Source organism: Novosphingobium organovorum (assembly GCF_022832435.1).
Lineage (GTDB): Bacteria > Pseudomonadota > Alphaproteobacteria > Sphingomonadales > Sphingomonadaceae > Novosphingobium > Novosphingobium organovorum.
In genome coordinates, this window is record NZ_JALHLF010000046.1 from 14,195 (window position 1) to 31,129 (window position 16,935).

Annotated in this window: 12 protein-coding genes; 4 read left to right on the top strand and 8 right to left on the bottom strand. The window is 67.4% G+C overall.

Annotation, left to right across the window (positions count from 1 at the left end; translation table 11 throughout):
• Positions 1-129: 129 nt before the first annotated feature.
• The 5 genes from MTR62_RS12210 to MTR62_RS12230 form a co-directional block, all read right to left on the bottom strand.
• Entirely contained in the window at positions 130-1,761 is a 1,632-nt protein-coding gene (locus tag MTR62_RS12210; protein ID WP_244021259.1) for an MFS transporter, read from the bottom strand.
• Positions 1,758-2,813, bottom strand: a complete 1,056-nt coding sequence (locus MTR62_RS12215) for an amidohydrolase family protein (protein ID WP_244021261.1) — start codon at positions 2,811-2,813, stop codon at positions 1,758-1,760. Before MTR62_RS12215 ends, MTR62_RS12210 begins: the two co-directional genes overlap by 4 nt.
• Before the next feature lie 31 nt (positions 2,814-2,844).
• Positions 2,845-4,275, bottom strand: a complete 1,431-nt coding sequence (locus MTR62_RS12220) for an NAD-dependent succinate-semialdehyde dehydrogenase (RefSeq protein ID WP_244021263.1) — start codon at positions 4,273-4,275, stop codon at positions 2,845-2,847.
• A 112-nt stretch (positions 4,276-4,387) separates the two neighbouring features.
• A complete protein-coding gene (locus tag MTR62_RS12225) occupies positions 4,388-5,152 on the bottom strand; it encodes a nuclear transport factor 2 family protein (RefSeq protein ID WP_244021264.1) in 765 nt (254 codons plus the stop codon).
• Positions 5,153-5,184: 32 nt separating this feature from the next.
• Positions 5,185-6,612, bottom strand: a complete 1,428-nt coding sequence (locus MTR62_RS12230; protein WP_244021265.1) for an MFS transporter — start codon at positions 6,610-6,612, stop codon at positions 5,185-5,187.
• Positions 6,613-6,769: 157 nt separating this feature from the next.
• On the opposite strand from MTR62_RS12230, the gene MTR62_RS12235 reads away from it, so the two are divergent.
• Positions 6,770-7,705, top strand: coding sequence for an SDR family NAD(P)-dependent oxidoreductase (locus MTR62_RS12235; RefSeq protein WP_244021268.1), 936 nt, complete (start codon positions 6,770-6,772; stop codon positions 7,703-7,705).
• Between the two features lie 13 nt (positions 7,706-7,718).
• Entirely contained in the window at positions 7,719-8,621 is a 903-nt protein-coding gene (locus MTR62_RS12240; protein WP_244021271.1) for an SDR family NAD(P)-dependent oxidoreductase, read from the top strand.
• Between the two features lie 82 nt (positions 8,622-8,703).
• Here the strand turns inward: MTR62_RS12240 and MTR62_RS12245 are convergent, their stop codons facing one another.
• Genes MTR62_RS12245 through MTR62_RS12255 form a run of 3 tightly spaced genes read right to left on the bottom strand, consistent with a single transcriptional unit; the run spans position 8,704 to position 14,543 of the window.
• A complete protein-coding gene (locus MTR62_RS12245) occupies positions 8,704-10,143 on the bottom strand; it encodes an efflux transporter outer membrane subunit (protein ID WP_268739827.1) in 1,440 nt (479 codons plus the stop codon).
• The gene (locus MTR62_RS12250) at positions 10,136-11,344 is read right to left on the bottom strand and encodes an efflux RND transporter periplasmic adaptor subunit (protein ID WP_244021273.1); all 1,209 of its coding nucleotides are present in this window, start codon (positions 11,342-11,344) and stop codon (positions 10,136-10,138) included. Before MTR62_RS12250 ends, MTR62_RS12245 begins: the two co-directional genes overlap by 8 nt.
• A complete protein-coding gene (locus MTR62_RS12255; protein WP_244021275.1) occupies positions 11,337-14,543 on the bottom strand; it encodes an efflux RND transporter permease subunit in 3,207 nt (1,068 codons plus the stop codon). Before MTR62_RS12255 ends, MTR62_RS12250 begins: the two co-directional genes overlap by 8 nt.
• Before the next feature lie 302 nt (positions 14,544-14,845).
• Between MTR62_RS12255 and MTR62_RS12260 the strand changes: the two genes are divergently transcribed.
• Together MTR62_RS12260 and MTR62_RS12265 are read left to right on the top strand one after the other, a co-directional pair.
• The gene (locus MTR62_RS12260; protein WP_244021276.1) at positions 14,846-15,748 is read left to right on the top strand and encodes a LysR substrate-binding domain-containing protein; all 903 of its coding nucleotides are present in this window, start codon (positions 14,846-14,848) and stop codon (positions 15,746-15,748) included.
• Positions 15,749-15,900: 152 nt separating this feature from the next.
• Positions 15,901-16,671, top strand: coding sequence for a GntR family transcriptional regulator (locus MTR62_RS12265; RefSeq protein WP_407672677.1), 771 nt, complete (start codon positions 15,901-15,903; stop codon positions 16,669-16,671).
• The last annotated feature ends 264 nt before the right edge of the window (positions 16,672-16,935 follow it).

Below are 16,935 nucleotides of genomic sequence, written 5' to 3' on the forward strand. Positions count from 1 at the left end.
CGAAACCGGTCCGGGGGGCGATCGCCCTCGGGCTCCCAAACAGCGCACTCCATTCGGCACACGCCAGCCGAATGGGGGGCGCTGGACAGCCTGGGGTCAAGGGGGGGTAACCCCTTGAATCATTATTCCTTAAATTTCCTCGCCCGCCGCCCGGCACCGCGTGATGAGGCTTGCCTCATCACGCTTCACGTGCAGCATCGCGAGCACCAGCAGGACGACGATCACCGGCGCCACGAGGTTGACCGAGAGGATCGCCGAGGCGAGGTCGCCGCCGTTGGCATCGCTGATCATGCCCACCGCGTAGGGGCCGATGCCGAGGCCCGAAAGGGTCGAGATCATCACGAAAGTCGAACTGGTGACGCCGCGCATACGCGGCAGCACGAGATCGTAGAGCATCGCGTAAAGCGGCGGCATCCACATCGTGAGAACCAGCGAATAGAGCGTGAAGCGCCAGTAGAAGCCACTCGCATCGGGGGCGGTGTACGTCCAGATCGCCAGCAGGGGCGAAAGGCCGAGCGAGACGAGCGTCAGGCCGATGCGTCCGGCGCCGGGCAGGTGACGGTTGGCGCGATCGGCCAGCGGCCCGGCGAGCAGCGGACCCAACATACCGAGCCCCGCGGAAAGGAGTCCGAAGTGCAGGCCCGTTTCGCGCGCGGAGAGGCCATAAGTGCGCATCAGGAACGAAGGCGTGAAGCCCATGACCCCGTAGTTGATCGCGTATTGCAGCGCGCCAGTCCCCATCAGCAGCAGCAGTGTGGGCGAGCAGATCGCGGCGTGGGCGGGCCGGTCGGCGAGCTTGAGCGACTGGAACAGGTTGACGATCACGAAGGCGCCGAAACCCACGACGCTCCACTGCAGGACGTGCGCGCTGAGCGCGACAGGGCCAAAAGCGATCGGCGGGCGCGGCGAGAGACGCTCGGCCAGCAGGACCAGGGCGATGCCCACTGCGAGGATCGTGGCCAGCGCGGCGAGATTGGCGATCCAGCTCCGCGGCGGCGCGCGGCGGCGGTAGAGCATGATCCAGTGGCTGACCGGGGCAACCGCCGCGAACAGCGCAAGGCTGGCGCGAAAAGGGGCCGGGTCCTGGCGCGTGGCGATGCCGTCCTGCCCGCCGCGCGTGGGTTCGCGCTCGCGCAGCAGCAGGGCGACGAGGATGAAGCCGGGCAGCGCGGCGACGACGAAGGCGAACTGCCAGCCGGCAAGACCCAGCGGCCGCGCGCCGGTGAAGGCGTGGTTCCACCAGTCCGCCGCCAGCCCGCCGAGCATCATCGAAAGACCAAGGCCCAGCGCAATGGCGATCGCCACCGCGCCCATCGCAAAGCCGCGCCGGTTCTTGGGGAACACGTCGAAGACGAGGCTGTTGCCGGTAGGGCCCGAGGCGGCCTCGCCGATGCCCACACCCAGGCGCGAGAGCGCGAGCAGGGCAAAGCCCGAGGCGAAGGCGGCCATCAGCGTCGAGAACGACCAGACCGCGATGCAGATCGCGAGCAGGCGCGTGCGCACCCAGCCATCGGCGAGCCGCCCCAGCGGCAGCGAGAACAGCGCGTAGAACAGCGCGAAGACGGTGCCGTAGAGCAGCCCCAGTTCGGCATCGCCGATGTGGAGGTCCGCCTTGATGTCGCGCGCGAGGATCGAGAGGATCTGCCGGTCGAGCAGGCTCATCGCCTGCGCCGCGCAGACCAGCGTCAGGATGCGCCAGCCCGCACGGCTGACCGGCTCGCGGCCGACGGGGGGCTGGGCGGCCTTTACGTCGGCTTTCACAGGCCGAACCACTTTTCGGCGTTCAGCTGGAAGAACCGGCGCTTGGCGTCGAAGGGCATGTCCATCGCGTCCATCGCGTGAACTTCCTCGGCCAGCACCTGATAAGGGTAATCCATTGCGTAGAGCACCCGGTCATCGCCCATCACGCTTTGCGCGAACTTGACCGCAGGCTCCCAGGCCATGCCCGAATTGGTGACCAGCACGTTCGAGCGGAAATAGTCCGCGATGCTCTTTTTCAGCGGCTTCATGCAGGCATAGCGGTTCGAGCGAACGCCCGCCTGGTGCATGTAGTCGAGCCGGTAGAGCCAGTAGGGCAGCGCCTCGCCCATGTGGCCGACTATGATCTGCAAATCCGGGTAGCGATCGAAGATCCCGCTGGTGATGAGCCGCAGGAGGTGCATCCCGGTCTCTACCCCGAAGCCGAAGATCGCCCCGTCGAGCCCGGCCTCGAGCATCGGGCCGATCATGGCATCGGGCGGGGTCGAAGGGTGGATGTAGAGCGGCTGGCCGACATCGGCGAGCGCGCGGAAGATCGGGTCGAACTTGGGCGCGTCGAGGTATTCGCCCTGGGTGTGGCTGTTGATCTGCACCCCCTTGAAGCCCAGGTCGCGCGCGCCGCGCCGGATTTCGGCGGCGGACCAGTCCGGGTCCTGCGGGGCCACGGCGGTCATCCCGATGAAGCGATCGGGGTGGGCCTGGCAGCGCTCGGCAAGAAGGTCGTTGGCGGCCAGCGCGATGCCCTTGGCTTCGTCCCAATCGAGCAGCGGCTGGACGCCGGGGGAGGTGAGCGCCAGCACCGCCTTGTCGATACCCAGCGCGTCCATGTCGGCGAGGCGGCGCTCGCCAAGGTCGAGCAGGCGCTCGATGATGGTCATCGCGCGTTCGCTCGGGCTCTGGGCGTAGAAACCCCAGAGCGAAACCATGCCCCTGTCCGCGGTGCCATCGCGCACCATGCGCAGATAGATGTCGACCTGTTCGCGCGTGGCGAAGGCTTCCTCGGTGGCGATGCGAAGGTATCCCTTGTCGCCGCCGGTCCTGAGCTCTCCCGTCATGTCTTGTCCTTATCCTTCGTGCAAAAGGGGCTTACCCTTCGTGTACCGCCTTGGTGACGAGGCAGGCCTGCACGCCCTCGGGGCCGTCCTCGTGCCCGTGGCCTGACCATTTGACCCCGCCGAAGGGGCTGTCGGCGCCGCCGATCATCGTCGTGTTGATGCCCAGCATCCCGGTCTCGATCGCGCTGGCGAGCCGCTTCTGGCGCGCGGCGTCCTGCGTCCAAGCGTAGGCGGCAAGGCCATAAGGCAAGCGGTTGGCCTCTGCGATCATCGCCGCCTCGTCGTCATAGGCGTTGAGGAGGGCGACCGGGCCGAAGGGTTCCTCGTTCATGATCGGGCTGGTCAGCGGCGTGTCGGCGAGCACCGTGGGAAGGTAGAAGTTGCCCCGGTTGCCCAGCCGCTCGCCGCCGGTCAGCAGATGCGCGCCATCGGCCAGCGCGCGCGCGATCAGCGCGTCGATGGCCTCCACCCGGCGCGCGTTGGCGAGCGGGCCGACCTGGCTTTGCGGGTCGAGCCCCGGTCCCACCCGCAGCGCGGCGGCGCGCTCGGTAAAGCCGGCGCGAAAGGCATCGAAGATCGGCGCCTCGACGATGAAGCGCGTGGGGCTCACACAGACCTGCCCGGCGTTGCGGTACTTGTGCGTGACCACGGTATCGAGCACGCGTTCCAGGTCGCAGTCGGCAAAGACCAGCACGGGGCCGTGGCCGCCCAGTTCCATCGTCGTGCGCTTGAAATCCTCGGCCGCGAGCCTTGCCAGGTGGCGACCGACCACGGTTGATCCGGTGAACGAAAGCTTGCGGATGACCGGGCTTGCCAGCAGGTGGCGGCTGACTATGTCAGGGACACCGAACACGGCCTGCGCAACCTCGCCCGGCAGCCCGGCATCGTAGAGGCATTGCAGTACCGCAAGCGCGCTGGCCGGGGTTTCTTCCGCCGCCTTCATGATGACCGAGCAGCCCGCCGCGATCGGTGCGCCGAGCTTGCGGCCGGGATTGCCGATCGGGAAGTTCCACGGCGCAAAGGCGGCGACCGGGCCGACCGGCTCGTGCGTCACGGTCGAGCGAAAGCCTTCGGGGCGCACCAGCGCGCGGCCGTAAAGGCGGAACACCTCGCCTGCGTAGAATTCGAAAAGCCCCACGTTCATGGCGACTTCGATGCGCGCTTCGGCCTGCGTCTTGCCCTGTTCGAGCACGGCGATGCGCGCGATCTGCTCGCTGCGCTCGCGCATCAGGCGCGCGGCGCCGTTGAGCACGGCGGCGCGTTCGTGGGGTGTCGAGCGGCGCCAGCGGGCAAAACCGCGCGCCGCCGCTTCAAGCGCGCGGTCGAGATCGGCAGCCGTTGCCAGCGGCAGCTCGCCGATCGCCTCGCCCGTCGCGGGGTTGCGCACCGTGTGGGTGTCGCGGGGGCCAGCGGGCACGCGCTCGCCGGCGATCATCAGGTAGAGGTCGGGGTAGTCGGTCATGCCTCACCGCAGCAAAAGGGAAAAAGAGGGGCGGTGCGTGCGACGGCCGGTCGGGGTCGTGACCGGAGCCGCAGGCACCGCCTCGCAAGGGGGCCGCTTGCCCGCTTACGCGCTATTCGGCGGGTTCGGCGGCCTTCTTCGCGGCGGCGCGATCGATGTCGCCCTGCCAGCGCTGGGCGATCATTTCCTTGCCGGTCACCGGGTGGGGCATGTGGAAGGGCAGCAGCTTGTGCGTGGGCCACAGCCAGTGGTCGTCGATCAGCGCGTCGGGGCCGCTCGGGTCCTCGGGGTAGAGCGTCTTGGGGAAGGGGACATATTCGGCCTCGGTATAGGCCCAGCCCTTGTCGAAATCGGCGTGCCAGTGCGGGAAGTAGTTGAGCACGTGGATGCGCCACACGCCGTCCACCTTCTTGTAGGTGTTTTCGTAAATGCCGCCTTCCCACCACTGGCGCGGGGTGGCGGCGGCGGGGTTTTCGGCGCTCACGTAGTCCTTGTGGCGCCCGGCCTGCATCATCGAGCGCGAACGGGCAAGCGCGGTGACGCCATCGGGCTGGATGTCGATGATGTCCTGGAGCTGCGGATGATCGAGCAGGAAGCCGTCGATCGGGCCGTTGTTGTCGTGCGTGAAGCGCTTGCGGAAGCGGTCGACATAGAGCCGGCGCACGCCTTCGCGGCCTTGCCAGACACCACCGAAGAAGCGCACTTCCCCATCGTCGGTGAACAGGTCGACCACTTCGTCGTACATGCACTTGTCGATCAGGTAACCGTAGAGGTGCTGGAGCTTGCGCACGTCGAGTTCGTCCTCGCGCACGGTCAGGCGGCGGGTGAGATCGGCCACCTGGGCCTCGAGCGCGTCGAGGCGCTGGGTATCGGTCATTTCAGGTCTCTCCTCTTATGGGGTCTTGGTTGTCACAGGCCGAGCGCTTCGAGCCGCTCGATCTCCTCGCGGTAGGGCTTGATGGCGCGGAAGATGCAGAAACTGGCGAGCGGCAGCAGCGCGAGCGTGGTGATCTCGAGCGCGAGCCAGAGCCTGGCCGGGTCAACCACCACGTACTGCGCGACGAGGCCGATCACGAAGCTGCCCATCGCGCCGAAGAAGGTGAACATGAACAGGTAGATAGCGGTTACCTGTCCGCGCATGGCGTTGGGGGCGACGCGCTGGATCGCGGCGTTCTGCGGCACGGCTCCGGCAATCCCGAACATGCCGCCAAAGGCCGCCACGGCCAGCGAGGCGTAGCCGTTGGGCATGAGCGGGGAGAGGATCGAGCACACCGTCACCACGCAAAAGCACACGAAGGCGGCGCGCACGTTGGCGTCCTTGTGCCGCTTGGCGAGCCATTCGACGAAAGTGCCACCAAAGACCAGGCCAAGCAGCGAGGAGATCAGCGTCATGCCGCCGGTCACCGCGCCGATCGTCGCCTCGTCCCAGCCATAAGTGCGGATCATGAAGGGCACGCGCCAGAAGGCGAGGCCGAAGGTCTCGATCGCGCTCAGCGCGAGGCCGAAGAACAGCGGGTAGTAGACCTTGCCGTTGGCGCGGATGGCCTTGGCCGCGTCGAGCCCCGTGAAGGTGAGCAGGCGGCGGCCCAGGCTCGCGCCTTCGGGCACCAGGCTCTGCGCGCCGGGATGGACGAGCCGCTGGGGTTCGCGCACGGTCAGGAACAGCAGCGCGAAGACGAAGGCGGGAAGGCCCGTCCAGATCAGGATCCACTGCCAGGAATAGATCTGGAACGGCCCCCAGGTGGTCGGCCCCCAGTGGCCGGTCATCGCGATGAGCTGGCCGCCGAGCACGGGGCCCAGCGTCGTGCCACCGATGAAGCCGAGCTGGAGGATGGCAAAGGCGCGGGTGATCTTGCGCGGCGGAAACATGTCCGCGATCAGCGAATAGGAGGCGGGCGCGTGCGCCGAGCCGCCCGCCGCGAGGAACACGCGGCTGCCCACGAACTGGACGAAGTTCTGCGCGATACCACCCGCGATGGTGACGAGGCCGATCACCGCGACCCCGCCCGAGAGCACGTACTTGCGCGGCCAGATGTCGGCGAGGCGGGCGAGCGGGATACCGACGAAGAGATAGCAGATGATGCTGGCAGGCCCGGCGAGGAAGCCGAGCTGCGAATCGGTCAGCCCGAAGTCGGCCTTGATGCGTTCGGCCATCATCGCGAAGACCACCTGATCGAAGAAGGTCAGGAAGGTCGCCAGCACGATCACCGCGAGCGTCCAGTAAGCCGCGGCCGGGCGCGGCCATTCGCGCGCTTCGGCGGCGTTCGGGGCTCCGGGGGCGCTTGCCTGGGGGCGGGGGGACTCGATCGGCTCGAGGCCGGCACTCGCTATTGCCATTGCGTCTCTCTTCCCAATGGACGGGGCTGGCTCAGGCCGATGCCCTCAATTGTTATTGTTTGTCTTGCATACAGTCTCTCGTTCGTGAAAAAAAGAGGAAAGAGAATCAAGCCCCGGCTCGAGATGGCGCCGAGGGGATGGAGAGGAGAGCGTTGTCATGCAAAATCTACCGGGGAAGACCGCCTTTGTGACCGGCGGAGCGAGCGGGATCGGACTGGGCATCGCCAAGGCGTTACTGGGGGCCGGCATGAATGTTGTGGTTGCCGACATTCGTCAGGACCATCTTGACGCGGCCAGAGCCGAACTCGACGGGGGCGACCGGGTCCTCGCGCTCCAGCTCGACGTGACCGATCGCGCCGCCTTTGCCGCCGCCGCCGATGCGGCCGAAGCCCGCTTCGGCGCGATCCATATCCTGTGCAACAACGCCGGTGTCGCGGTGGTCGGGCCGACCGACCTTGCCACTTTTGCCGACTGGGACTGGGTCATGGGGGTCAATGTCGGAGGCACGATCAACGGCATCGTCACCATCCTGCCGCGTATGCTCGCGCACGGGGAGGGAGGGCATATCGTCAACACCGCCTCGATGTCCGCGCTGGTGCCTGCGCCCGGCACGACGATCTATTCCTCGGGCAAGGCGGCCGTCACCTCGATGATGGAGTGCATGCGCCCCGAACTCGAAAGCCGCGGGGTGATCTGCTCGGCGTTCTGTCCGGGCGCGGTGCAGTCCAACATCGCCGAGGCGGGCCGCACGCGCCCGGCCGATCTGGCCGAAACCGGCTACGCCGAGGCCGACAAGGGGCGCCAGGCGGGTGGCAGCCTGTTCCACCTCTACCAGACCAAGGAAGAGGTCGGCGAGCGGGTGCTGGCGGGCATCCTCAACGATGAACTCTACATTCTCACCCACGCCGAATTCCTCGTCGGCGTGCGCGAACGCGGCGAGGCGACGAGCGCGGCGGTGCAGGTTCAGCTGCCCGAAAACGCCGAATACAAGCAGACCTTCGGCGTGCTGTTCCGCAATTCGGCGATCACCGAGGAGATCGACCGTCAAAAGGCGCTGCGCGCCGCCCAAATGGCCGAAACCGGCGTCGCTTGAGGAGGATGCGACCATGACCGAACTGACCGGACGCACCGCCTTCGTGACCGGCGGGGCCAATGGGGTGGGGCTGGGTCTTGCCCGTGCGCTGATCGCGCAAGGGTGCAAGGTGGCGATTGCCGACGTGCGCGAAGATTCGCTCGCCAGCGCGCTCAAACTGCTCGAAAACCAGCCGGTGATGGGGGTGACGCTCGACGTTTCCTCGCGCGAGGCCTTCGCCGAGGCGGCCGACCGGGTCGAGGCAGAACTCGGCCCGGTGAGCCTGGTCTTCAACAACGCCGGCGTGAACCTGTTCCAGACGATCGAGGATTCCTCCTACGACGATTGGGACTGGCTGCTGGGGGTGAACCTCCACGGGGTCATCAACGGCGTGATGACGTTCGCGCCGCGCATGAAGGCGCGTGGCGGCGGCGGGCACATTTGCAACACCGCCTCGATGGCCGGTTTTTTGTGCAACGGCGCGCCGGGGATCTACAACACCACCAAGTTCGCGGTGCGCGGGCTTAGCGAATCGCTGCGCTACAGCCTTGCCCCGCACGGCATCGGCGTCTCGATGCTCTGTCCCGGCCTCGTGAAGAGCTATATCTACGCCAGCGACGCGATCCGGCCCGACGCGCTCAAGGGCGGGGCGAGGGACGTGAACAGCGAATTCGTCGCCAATCTGGAAAAGCTGCACGAGGCGGGGATGGAGCCCGAGGTGATCGCGCAGCGCACGCTCGACGCGATCCGCGAGAACCGCTTCTACATCTTTTCGCACCCCGAATTCCGCGAGGAACTGGGCGAGGTTTTCGATGAGGTCCTAGCGGAGTTTCGCGACTATCCCGAAGATCCCGGAAGGCCCGAACGCCTCCAGATCGAGGCGGGGCGCCGGGCAAGCTACCGCAAGGCGCGCGAGGTGGCGCGGGCGCTGGTCTGAGGTCCGCAAGAGGCCCTGCAGCGCCGCCCGATCCGGGGGGACGGGCGGCGCAGGGTGCGGGCAGGGCGTGGAGCGGGGCGGTTCAGGCCGTCCCGCCGAGCGCCTTGACGAGCGCGACACTGGCCTGCATGCGCTGGGTTTCGACCGAGATATAGGCGCGCTCGGCGCTGAGCGCATCGGTCTGCGCGGTGACCACCTCGAGATAGTCCGAGGCGCCGTCGCGGTAGCGCGACATGGCGATGTCGCTGGTGCGCTGCGCGGCCTGTGCCCCGTCCTTCTGCGCGCTGGCCTGCGCCGAAAGGTTGTGGATCGAGGCGATCGCGTCTTCGACCTGCTGGAACGCGGTGAGCACGCTCTGGCGGTAGTTGGCGGTCACTTCCTCGTACTGCGCGCGTGAGAGGCGCACTTGTGCCGCGCGCTTGCCGCCGTCGAACAGCGTGAGCAGGGCGGAGACCGGACCGAGGCCCCAGAAGGTGTTGGGGGTGGTCAGCAGCGATCCGTTGGTGGTGCGCCAGCCCCCGCTCGCCCCCAGTGTGAGCGAGGGGAAGTAGGCCGCCTTCGCCACCCCGATCTGGGCGTTCGCGGCGAACACGCGGCGTTCGGCCGCGGCGATGTCCGGGCGGCGCTGGAGCAGTTCGGAAGGGGTGCCGACCGGCAGCGCGGGCAGCGTCAGGTCGGGCGTTGCAACGGAAACCGAAAAGTCCGAGGCGATCGCGCCGGTCAGCGCGGCCAGTTCATGCTCGGTCGCGGCGCGCTGGTTGGCGACCTGCGCGACCAGCGCCCTGGCGTTGTTGAGCACGGTCGCCGCGCGGTTGACGTCGATCCCCGAGGAGATGCCGCCCTTGTGCCGTTTGGACGTCAGGTCGTAGGCGCGCGAGAAGGCGTCGACCGACTGGGTGAGCAGCCGGGCCTGCGCATCGAGCCCGCGCAGGCGGAAATAGGCATCGGCGACCGAGGCCTGAAGGCTGAGCCGGGCGGAGGCAAGGTCGGCCTTGCTGGCCTCGGCCTCGGCGACGCTGGCCTTGGCTTCGTTGCGGATGCGGCCCCACAGGTCGAGTTCGTAATCGATCGTGCCGCCCACGATCGTATCGTCGTAAGTCGCGGCCTTGCCGCTCGACAGCGGGCGGTTCTTCGAAACGCGGTCGCGCGCCGTGCTCGCCCCGACGCCCACGGTCGGGTAAAGGTCGGCCTTGCTTTCGCGCGCACTGGCCCGCGCGGCGTCATACCGCGCGAGCGCGGCGGCAAGCGTGGGGCTCGCCTTCTCGGCGCGTTGTTCCAGATCGTCGAGTACGGGGTCCTGGTAGGCTTTCCACCAGGCGCCGCGCGCTTCGCCGTCGCGCGGGGTGGCCTGCGTCCAGCCCGCCACTTCCTTGAACTGCACGGGCGCGGCGGTCTTCGGGGTATGGTAGTCGGGCGCCATCGAGCAGGCGGCCAGTGCGAGACCGAGCGCTGCAAGGGCGGTGCCCGTCCTTACCCGTCCCGTCCACCGCCCGCCTTGCGCGAGCCGGGGCGTGTCAGCCATTGGGCTTGCCTCCCTTGGCGTTCTTGGCATCTCCGGCGGCCTTGGCAACGACATCGACCTTGTCGCCGCTGGCGATCGAATCGGGCGGCGAATCGATCACCTTGTCGCCCGCGCGAACGCCCGTGGAGAGCAGCACCGTCTTGCCTTCGTCGCGCGCGATGGTGACCGGGGTCAGCTTGACCGTGCCGTTGGCGCCGACGATCGCGACCGCGGGGCCGTTCGCACCGTAGAGGATCGCGCTGCCCGGCAGGCGCAGGCCCGAAAGGCCGCCGTTGCCGACATCGAAGCGGACATGGGCATAGGCCCCCGGCTTGAGCGCGCCGTCGGGATTGTCGGCCTGGAGTTCGACCAGCACCGAACCCGACTGGGCATCGACCGCGTTGGCGCTGCGTACCATCGTCGCGTCGAAATCGCGCCCCGGATACTCGGGCACGTCGAGCGTGGCCTTCATGCCGGTGTGGACCTGCGAGGAATAGACCTGCGGCACGCGCACGTAGATGCGCATGTGGTGCACGTCCGAGACCGTGAAGAGTGGCTGCGCGGTGGCGGTGCCCGCGACGACCAGCGCGCCGATCTGCGCCGAGCGGCTGGTCACCGTGCCCGAGAAGGGCGCGGCGAGGCGGGTGAAGTCGTGCCGGGCCTGAAGCTCACGCACACTGGCGAGCGCGGCGTTGGTGAGCGCGGTCTTGGCGGCGAGGTCGCCGGCCTTTTCGTCGGCTTCCTGCTGCGAGACGGCATCCTGCGCGAGCATGGCCTGCCAGCGCCGCGAGGTGCTGGCGGCGAGCTTCTGGTTGGCGAGCGCGGTCTGGTAGTCGGCCTTGGCCTGCGCCAGCTGCTGGTCGAGATCGGGCGCGTCGAGCACCGCGAGCGTCTGGCCCGCGTTCACGTGATCGCCGATGTCCGCCAGCCACTTGCGTACATAACCGTTGGTGCGCGCGTAGATCGCGGCCGAATTGTAGGCCTGCACGTTGCCGGGCAGCACGAGGCCGTCGCCGCCGCTTGCGCTCTGGCTGGGCAGGACCACCGCGACCTTGGGGATCGCGGCGCTCTGCGCGACGCTTTCCAGCTCGTCGGTGGCGTGGATGCGCGTGGTGACACCATAGGCAACGAGCGCGATGGCCACGACGGCCGCGCCGATCCCGACGCGCTTGAGCGTGCGGCTGGAGGGGCCGGTGGTTTCGGGGATTTCGGTTTCAAGCATGGCTGGGCTGCATTTCCGTGGAGCGGGTCTGGTCCGGGCGGGCGGAGGCTTCGCCGCGCTTGCGGTGGACGAAGCTGAAGACGGTGGGAACGAAGAACAAGGTGGCGATGGTGGCGCAGATCAGGCCGCCGATGACCGCGCGGCCGAGCGGGGCGTTCTGTTCGCCGCCTTCGCCAAGGCCCAGCGCCATGGGCGCCATGCCGATGATCATCGCGAGCGCGGTCATCAGCACCGGGCGGAAGCGGACGAGCCCGGCGCGCATGGCGGCCTGGAACGCATCGCCGGTCTCGGCCAGCTGTTCGCGCGCGAAGCTGACGACCAGGATCGAGTTGGCGGTGGCCACGCCCATGCACATGATCGCCCCGGTCAGCGCTGGCACCGAAAGCGTGGTGCCGGTGGTGAACAGCATCCACACGATCCCTGCGAGAGCCGCGGGGAGCGCGGTGATGATGACGAACGGGTCGAGCCAGCTCTGGAAGTTCACCACGATCAGCAGGTAGATCAGGAAGATCGCGCCGAGCAGGCCGAAGCCAAGGCCGGCGAAAGCGGTGTTCATGGTCTGGTACTGGCCGCGGATGGTGACGTGGGTGCCCTTGGGCAGCTCGGCCTTCAGGCTGTTGATGGCGCTCTGGACGTCACCGGCCACCGCGCCCAGGTCGCGCCCCTGCGTGGTCGCGTAGACGTCGATCACCGGCACGATGTTGTAGTGCGAGACGACCGGCAGCGTGTTCGACCGGGTGACCTGGGCCAGCGCGCCAAGCGGCTGGGTGCGCCCGTCGCCCGAGATCGGCAGGTCGGACAGCTGGTTCATCGAACCGACCAGGTACTGCGGCGCCTGTGCCACGACCGGGTACTGCACACCGTTATCCGGATTGACGAAGTAGACCGGCGCGGTCTGGCTGGTGCCGGCGAGCGAGCTGGCAAGGCCGGTGGTCACGTCCTTCTCGTCGAGCCCGTACTGGCCGATGCGCGAGCGGTCGACGTTGACCGCCAGCTCGGGCGAATGTGCGGGCTGCTGGATACGAAGGTCGGCAAGGCCGGGGATCTTGCCCATCCTGGCCATCAGCTTGTGCGCGTATTCGCGCGAGGCGGCGATGTCCTTGCCCGAGACCTGGACGTCGATCGGCGAGGGCGAGCCGAAGTTCAGGATCTGGCTGGTGATGTCGGCGGGCAGGAAGGAGAAGGTGTCGCCGGGGAAACGCTCGGGCAGTTCCTTGCGCAGCTTGGTGACGAAGGTGTCGGTCGGCTCGTGCCCTTCCTTGAGCGCGATCAGGATGTCGCCGTCCTGCGTGCCGATGGTGCCCGAGTTGTTGTAGACGGTGTTGATCGAGCTGATCGGCAGGCCGATGTTGTCGGTGATCGATTCCAGCTGGTCGGCGGGGATCAGCTTGCGCAGTTCGGCCGAGATCGTCTCGAACTGGCTGGCCGAACTTTCGATCCGGGTGCCCACGGGCAGGCGCACGTGCATCGCGATCTGCCCGGAATCGACCGCCGGGAAGAAGTTCTGGCCAAGCACGGGTACGAGCCCGAAGGACGCCACCACGATCACCATGAAGCCGATCATGAACCCGCGGCGGTTGACCAGCGCCCGGCGCAGCAGGCCGAGATAACCGTCGCGCACTTTCTCGAAGCGCGCCTCGAAACCGCGCTGGAAGCGCACCAGGGGATTGCGCGAGGCGGGGCTTCCGGCGTTGTGGACATTCTCGCCTTCGGGCGTGTGCGGCTTGAGCAGGTACATCGCGAGCGTGGGGACAAGCGTGCGCGACAGGATGAACGAGGCGATCATCGCGAACACGACCGAAAGCGCCATCGGCACGAAGAGGTAGCCCGCGACGCCCGGCAGGAAGAACATCGGCACGAACACGATGCAGATGCACAGCAGCGAGACGAAGGCCGGGGTCACGATCTGCGCCGCGCCATCGAGGATCGCCTCGATCACGCCCTTGCCCTGTTCGAGGTGCCAGTTGATGTTCTCGATGGTCACTGTCGCATCATCGACCAGAATGCCCACCGCGAGCGCCAGCCCGCCCAGCGTCATCACGTTCATCGTCTCGCCGAACACCGCGAGCGCGGCGATCGCGGCGAGAATGGCGAGTGGGATGGAGAGCGCGATGATCACCGTGGAGCGCCACGAGCCCAGGAACAGCAGGATCATCAGCGAGGTCAGCGCGGCGGCGATCGCGCCTTCGTGGATCACGCCGCTGACCGCGCCCTTCACGAACATCGACTGGTCGCCGACCTGCAGGATCTTGAGCGAGGAGGGCAGGCTGGCCTGGACCGAAGGCAGCGCCGCCTTGACCCCGTTGACGACCGCAAGCGTCGAGGCCGCGCCGTTCTTGAGCACGGTCAGCAGCACCGAGCGGCCGCCTTCGACATGGACGACGTTCTGCTGCTGGGCGCTGCCGTCGCGCACGTAGGCAACGTCGCGCATGTAGATCGTGGCCCCGTTGACGACCTTGATCGGCAGGTCGTTGAGCGCTTCGATCGAGCCGGGCGCGTTGTTGAGCCGCACGCTGTATTCGGTTTCGCCGATGCGCACGAAGCCGGCCGGGTTGATCTGGTTCTGCGCGGCGATGGCGGTGCCCACGTCCTGCGCCGAAAGGCCGCGCGCCTGAAGCGCCTGCGGGTTGAGGTCGATCTGCACCTGGCGCTGCTTGCCACCCGACGGATAGGGCATGGCGAGGCCGGGAATGGTCACCAGCTGGGTGCGGATCTGGTTCATGCCGATGTCGAACAGCTGCTGTTCGGACAGGCCCTGGCCCGACAGTGCAAGCTGGAGGATCGGCACGGTGGAGGCCGAGTAGTTCAGGATCAGCGGCGGGTTCACGCCCGGCGGCATCTGCTTGAGGATCGTTTGCGAGATCGAGGTGACCTGCGCGGTCGCGGTGCGGATGTCGACGCCGGGCTGGAAGTAGATCTTGACGATGCCCATGCCCTGGTAGGACTGGCTTTCGGTGTGTTCGATGTCGTTGACGGTCGTCGTCAGGACGCGCTCGAACGGGGTGATCATGCGGTTGGACATGTCTTCGGGGGGCATGCCCGAATAGGTGAAGGCCACCGCGATCACCGGGATCTTGATGTCGGGAAAGATATCGACAGGGGTGCGCATCGCCGCGAGGATGCCGCCCACCGCGATCAGGATGGCCATGACGATGAACGTCAACGGGCGGTGCAGGGCAACCTTAACAATACCGATCATCAAAATCTCCGTTCCCCGCACGCCTTCCTGGCCGGAAGAACGCTTGGGTCCTACGCCTCTCCACCTGTCCTTGTTCTGTCTCTTGACCCGGTCGGGCGGTGAACGCGCAGCCCATCCGGTGTCGAAGAGGCCGCTGGCGCCGTTCCGCCGGTGAGAGGGCATGGCGCACCGGGAAAGTGCGTCACGCCCGATGACCCAGATTGCGCATTTATGTCCAATATATAAAACCGCTTGATTGATATGTTCGGTGTATCAATCGGCCGGTCAAGCCCTGCCGGGCCTTCAAGGAGCGAATGCGAATCATGGAACTGCGCCATCTGCGATACTTCCTTTGCGTGGCGGAGGAAAATCACTTCGGCCGCGCGGCGCAGCGACTGGGCATCTCGCAGCCCCCGCTCAGCCAGCAGATCCGCGCGCTGGAGGCCGAACTGGGGGTCGCGCTGTTCGAACGGACCAGCCGCCGCGTCCGGCTGACCGAGGCGGGGCGCCAGTTCCTGCCCCAGGCGCAGGCCACCTTGCGCCAGGCCGACCTTGCGGTGCAGGCGGTGCGGCTGGCCAACCAGGGGGAGGTGGGGCGCCTGGCGCTGGGGTTTTCGACTTCGGTGCCGTTCATCCCGCTGGTGATGGACGCGCTGTGGTCGTTTCGCCGGCGCTATCCCAAGGTCGACCTGCAGCTCAACGAACTTCCGCGCGACGAGCAGGTGGCGCGATTGGCGCGCGGCACGCTCGACGTGGGTATTCTGCGCACGCTCGAAAAGCCGCAGCTTCCCGATGGCTTCGTTTCGCACTGCCTCCAGCGTGAGGGGGTGGTGCTGGCCATGCCGCGCGATCACCCGATGGCGCTGCGCGAACAGGACCCGGTGCTGGGTGACCTCGAGGGGGAGGCGCTCATCATGTACGGCGCGATCTATGGTGCGGGCTTCAACGAATACGTCCTGGCCGAGTGCGAGCGGATGGGCTTCCAGCCCAATGTCGCGATGGAGGCGGGAAGCCTGGCGACGCTGCTCGGCCTGACCGCGGCGGGCTTTGGCGTCGCGATCCTGTCGCAGTCGCTGGTCCGGCTCAATCTCGACACGCTGGCCTTCCGCCGTCTCGACGTGCCCTTCACCAGCCAGTTGCTGATGATCCACACGCGCGAGCCCGCGCCGACGACTCGGGCCTTTCGCGAACTGGTCGGGCTGCCTGCGCTGACGTGCGGCCAGTAAGGGGCTGGCCTCGGGGCATCGCGGGAGGGGCGGGGCTCGGCGGATGCAATCGGGCTGGCCTTTTTTTCGTCGATACCAATCTGATACTTATGAAAATCCTCTTGTTTGGGATTGGGCGCCCAGCTAGATCTTGCCGGTGAAGGAGATAGGCCATCTTCGTGGATTTGATTGGTGAATTGAGCGGCGACGAGGCAGGGCCGCGCTATCTCAGGCTTCAACGCCTCATCCGCAAGGCGATCGAAGGACGGCGCCTGCCCCCCGGCGCGGCCTTGCCCAGCGAGCGCGACTTGTGCGACCAGTACGGCCTTTCGCGCGTCACGATCCGCAAGGCGATCGACGGCCTTGTCGGTGATGGCATCCTCGAGCGCCGCCAGGGAGCCGGGACATTCGTGCGCGCGGACAAGGCCGATCTGGCCGAGGCGGGCCGGGTCGAGAAGAGCATCACCGCGCTGTCCTCGTTCTCGGAAGACATGGCGGCGCGCGGGCGCCGGTCGGAAAGCCGCTGGATCGAGAAGGTCGAGGCGACAGTAAGCACCGATGAGGCGATGACCCTGGGTCTGTCGCCCGGCAGCCGTGTGTTCCACCTCCAGCGCATCCGCTACGGCGATGGCGAGACGATGGCGATCGAGCGTGCGGTGGTCGCCGGCTGGGCGCTGCGTTCGATCGAGGATGTCGGAGATTCGCTCTACGCCGCGCTCGACACCATGGGCAACCGGCCGGTGCGCGCCCTCCAGCGGGTGCGCGCCATCAGCTTCGGGCAGGAGCACGCCGATCTGCTGGGCGTGAAGGTGGGCGATCCGTGCCTGCTGATCGAACGGCGGGCCTTTCTCGCCGACGGGCGCATCGTCGAGGTTACCTATTCGTATTACCGCGGCGATGCCTACGATCTGGTCGCCGAGCTGAGCGAAACCCGGCTGGATTGAGCCGGGACGGCCTTTTCGCGCAAAGGGCCGGGGGATTTCGCTGGTTGAAGGGCCACGATGGGCAAGGCGCGCCGCGCACTTTCGCGCATGACGAACGGGAAAGCCGCCAACGCGCCATGCGTTTACGCCCTGGCATCGCCGTAGCGCAAGGGCGCCCCGGACAAGGCTGCCAGGCGCTTCATCATGCCGGTGTCGCCCCCCGAAGCCGCCGGGCGGCGCCTTTGGGATCAGATGGGGTGATTGGGGCTCGGCACCGAGTCGGTG

Bases quoted from the DNA above. Each gene is read 5' to 3' on its own strand.
- MTR62_RS12215 (WP_244021261.1), bottom strand. From the start codon at position 2,813: ATGACGGGAGAGCTCAGGACCGGCGGCGACAAGGGATACCTTCGCATC.
- MTR62_RS12220 (WP_244021263.1), bottom strand. From the start codon at position 4,275: ATGACCGACTACCCCGACCTCTACCTGATGATCGCCGGCGAGCGCGTG.
- MTR62_RS12225 (WP_244021264.1), bottom strand. From the start codon at position 5,152: ATGACCGATACCCAGCGCCTCGACGCGCTCGAGGCCCAGGTGGCCGAT.
- MTR62_RS12230 (WP_244021265.1), bottom strand. From the start codon at position 6,612: ATGGCAATAGCGAGTGCCGGCCTCGAGCCGATCGAGTCCCCCCGCCCC.
- MTR62_RS12235 (WP_244021268.1), top strand. From the start codon at position 6,770: ATGCAAAATCTACCGGGGAAGACCGCCTTTGTGACCGGCGGAGCGAGC.
- MTR62_RS12240 (WP_244021271.1), top strand. From the start codon at position 7,719: ATGACCGAACTGACCGGACGCACCGCCTTCGTGACCGGCGGGGCCAAT.
- MTR62_RS12245 (WP_268739827.1), bottom strand. From the start codon at position 10,143: ATGGCTGACACGCCCCGGCTCGCGCAAGGCGGGCGGTGGACGGGACGG.
- MTR62_RS12250 (WP_244021273.1), bottom strand. From the start codon at position 11,344: ATGCTTGAAACCGAAATCCCCGAAACCACCGGCCCCTCCAGCCGCACG.
- MTR62_RS12255 (WP_244021275.1), bottom strand. From the start codon at position 14,543: ATGATCGGTATTGTTAAGGTTGCCCTGCACCGCCCGTTGACGTTCATC.
- MTR62_RS12260 (WP_244021276.1), top strand. From the start codon at position 14,846: ATGGAACTGCGCCATCTGCGATACTTCCTTTGCGTGGCGGAGGAAAAT.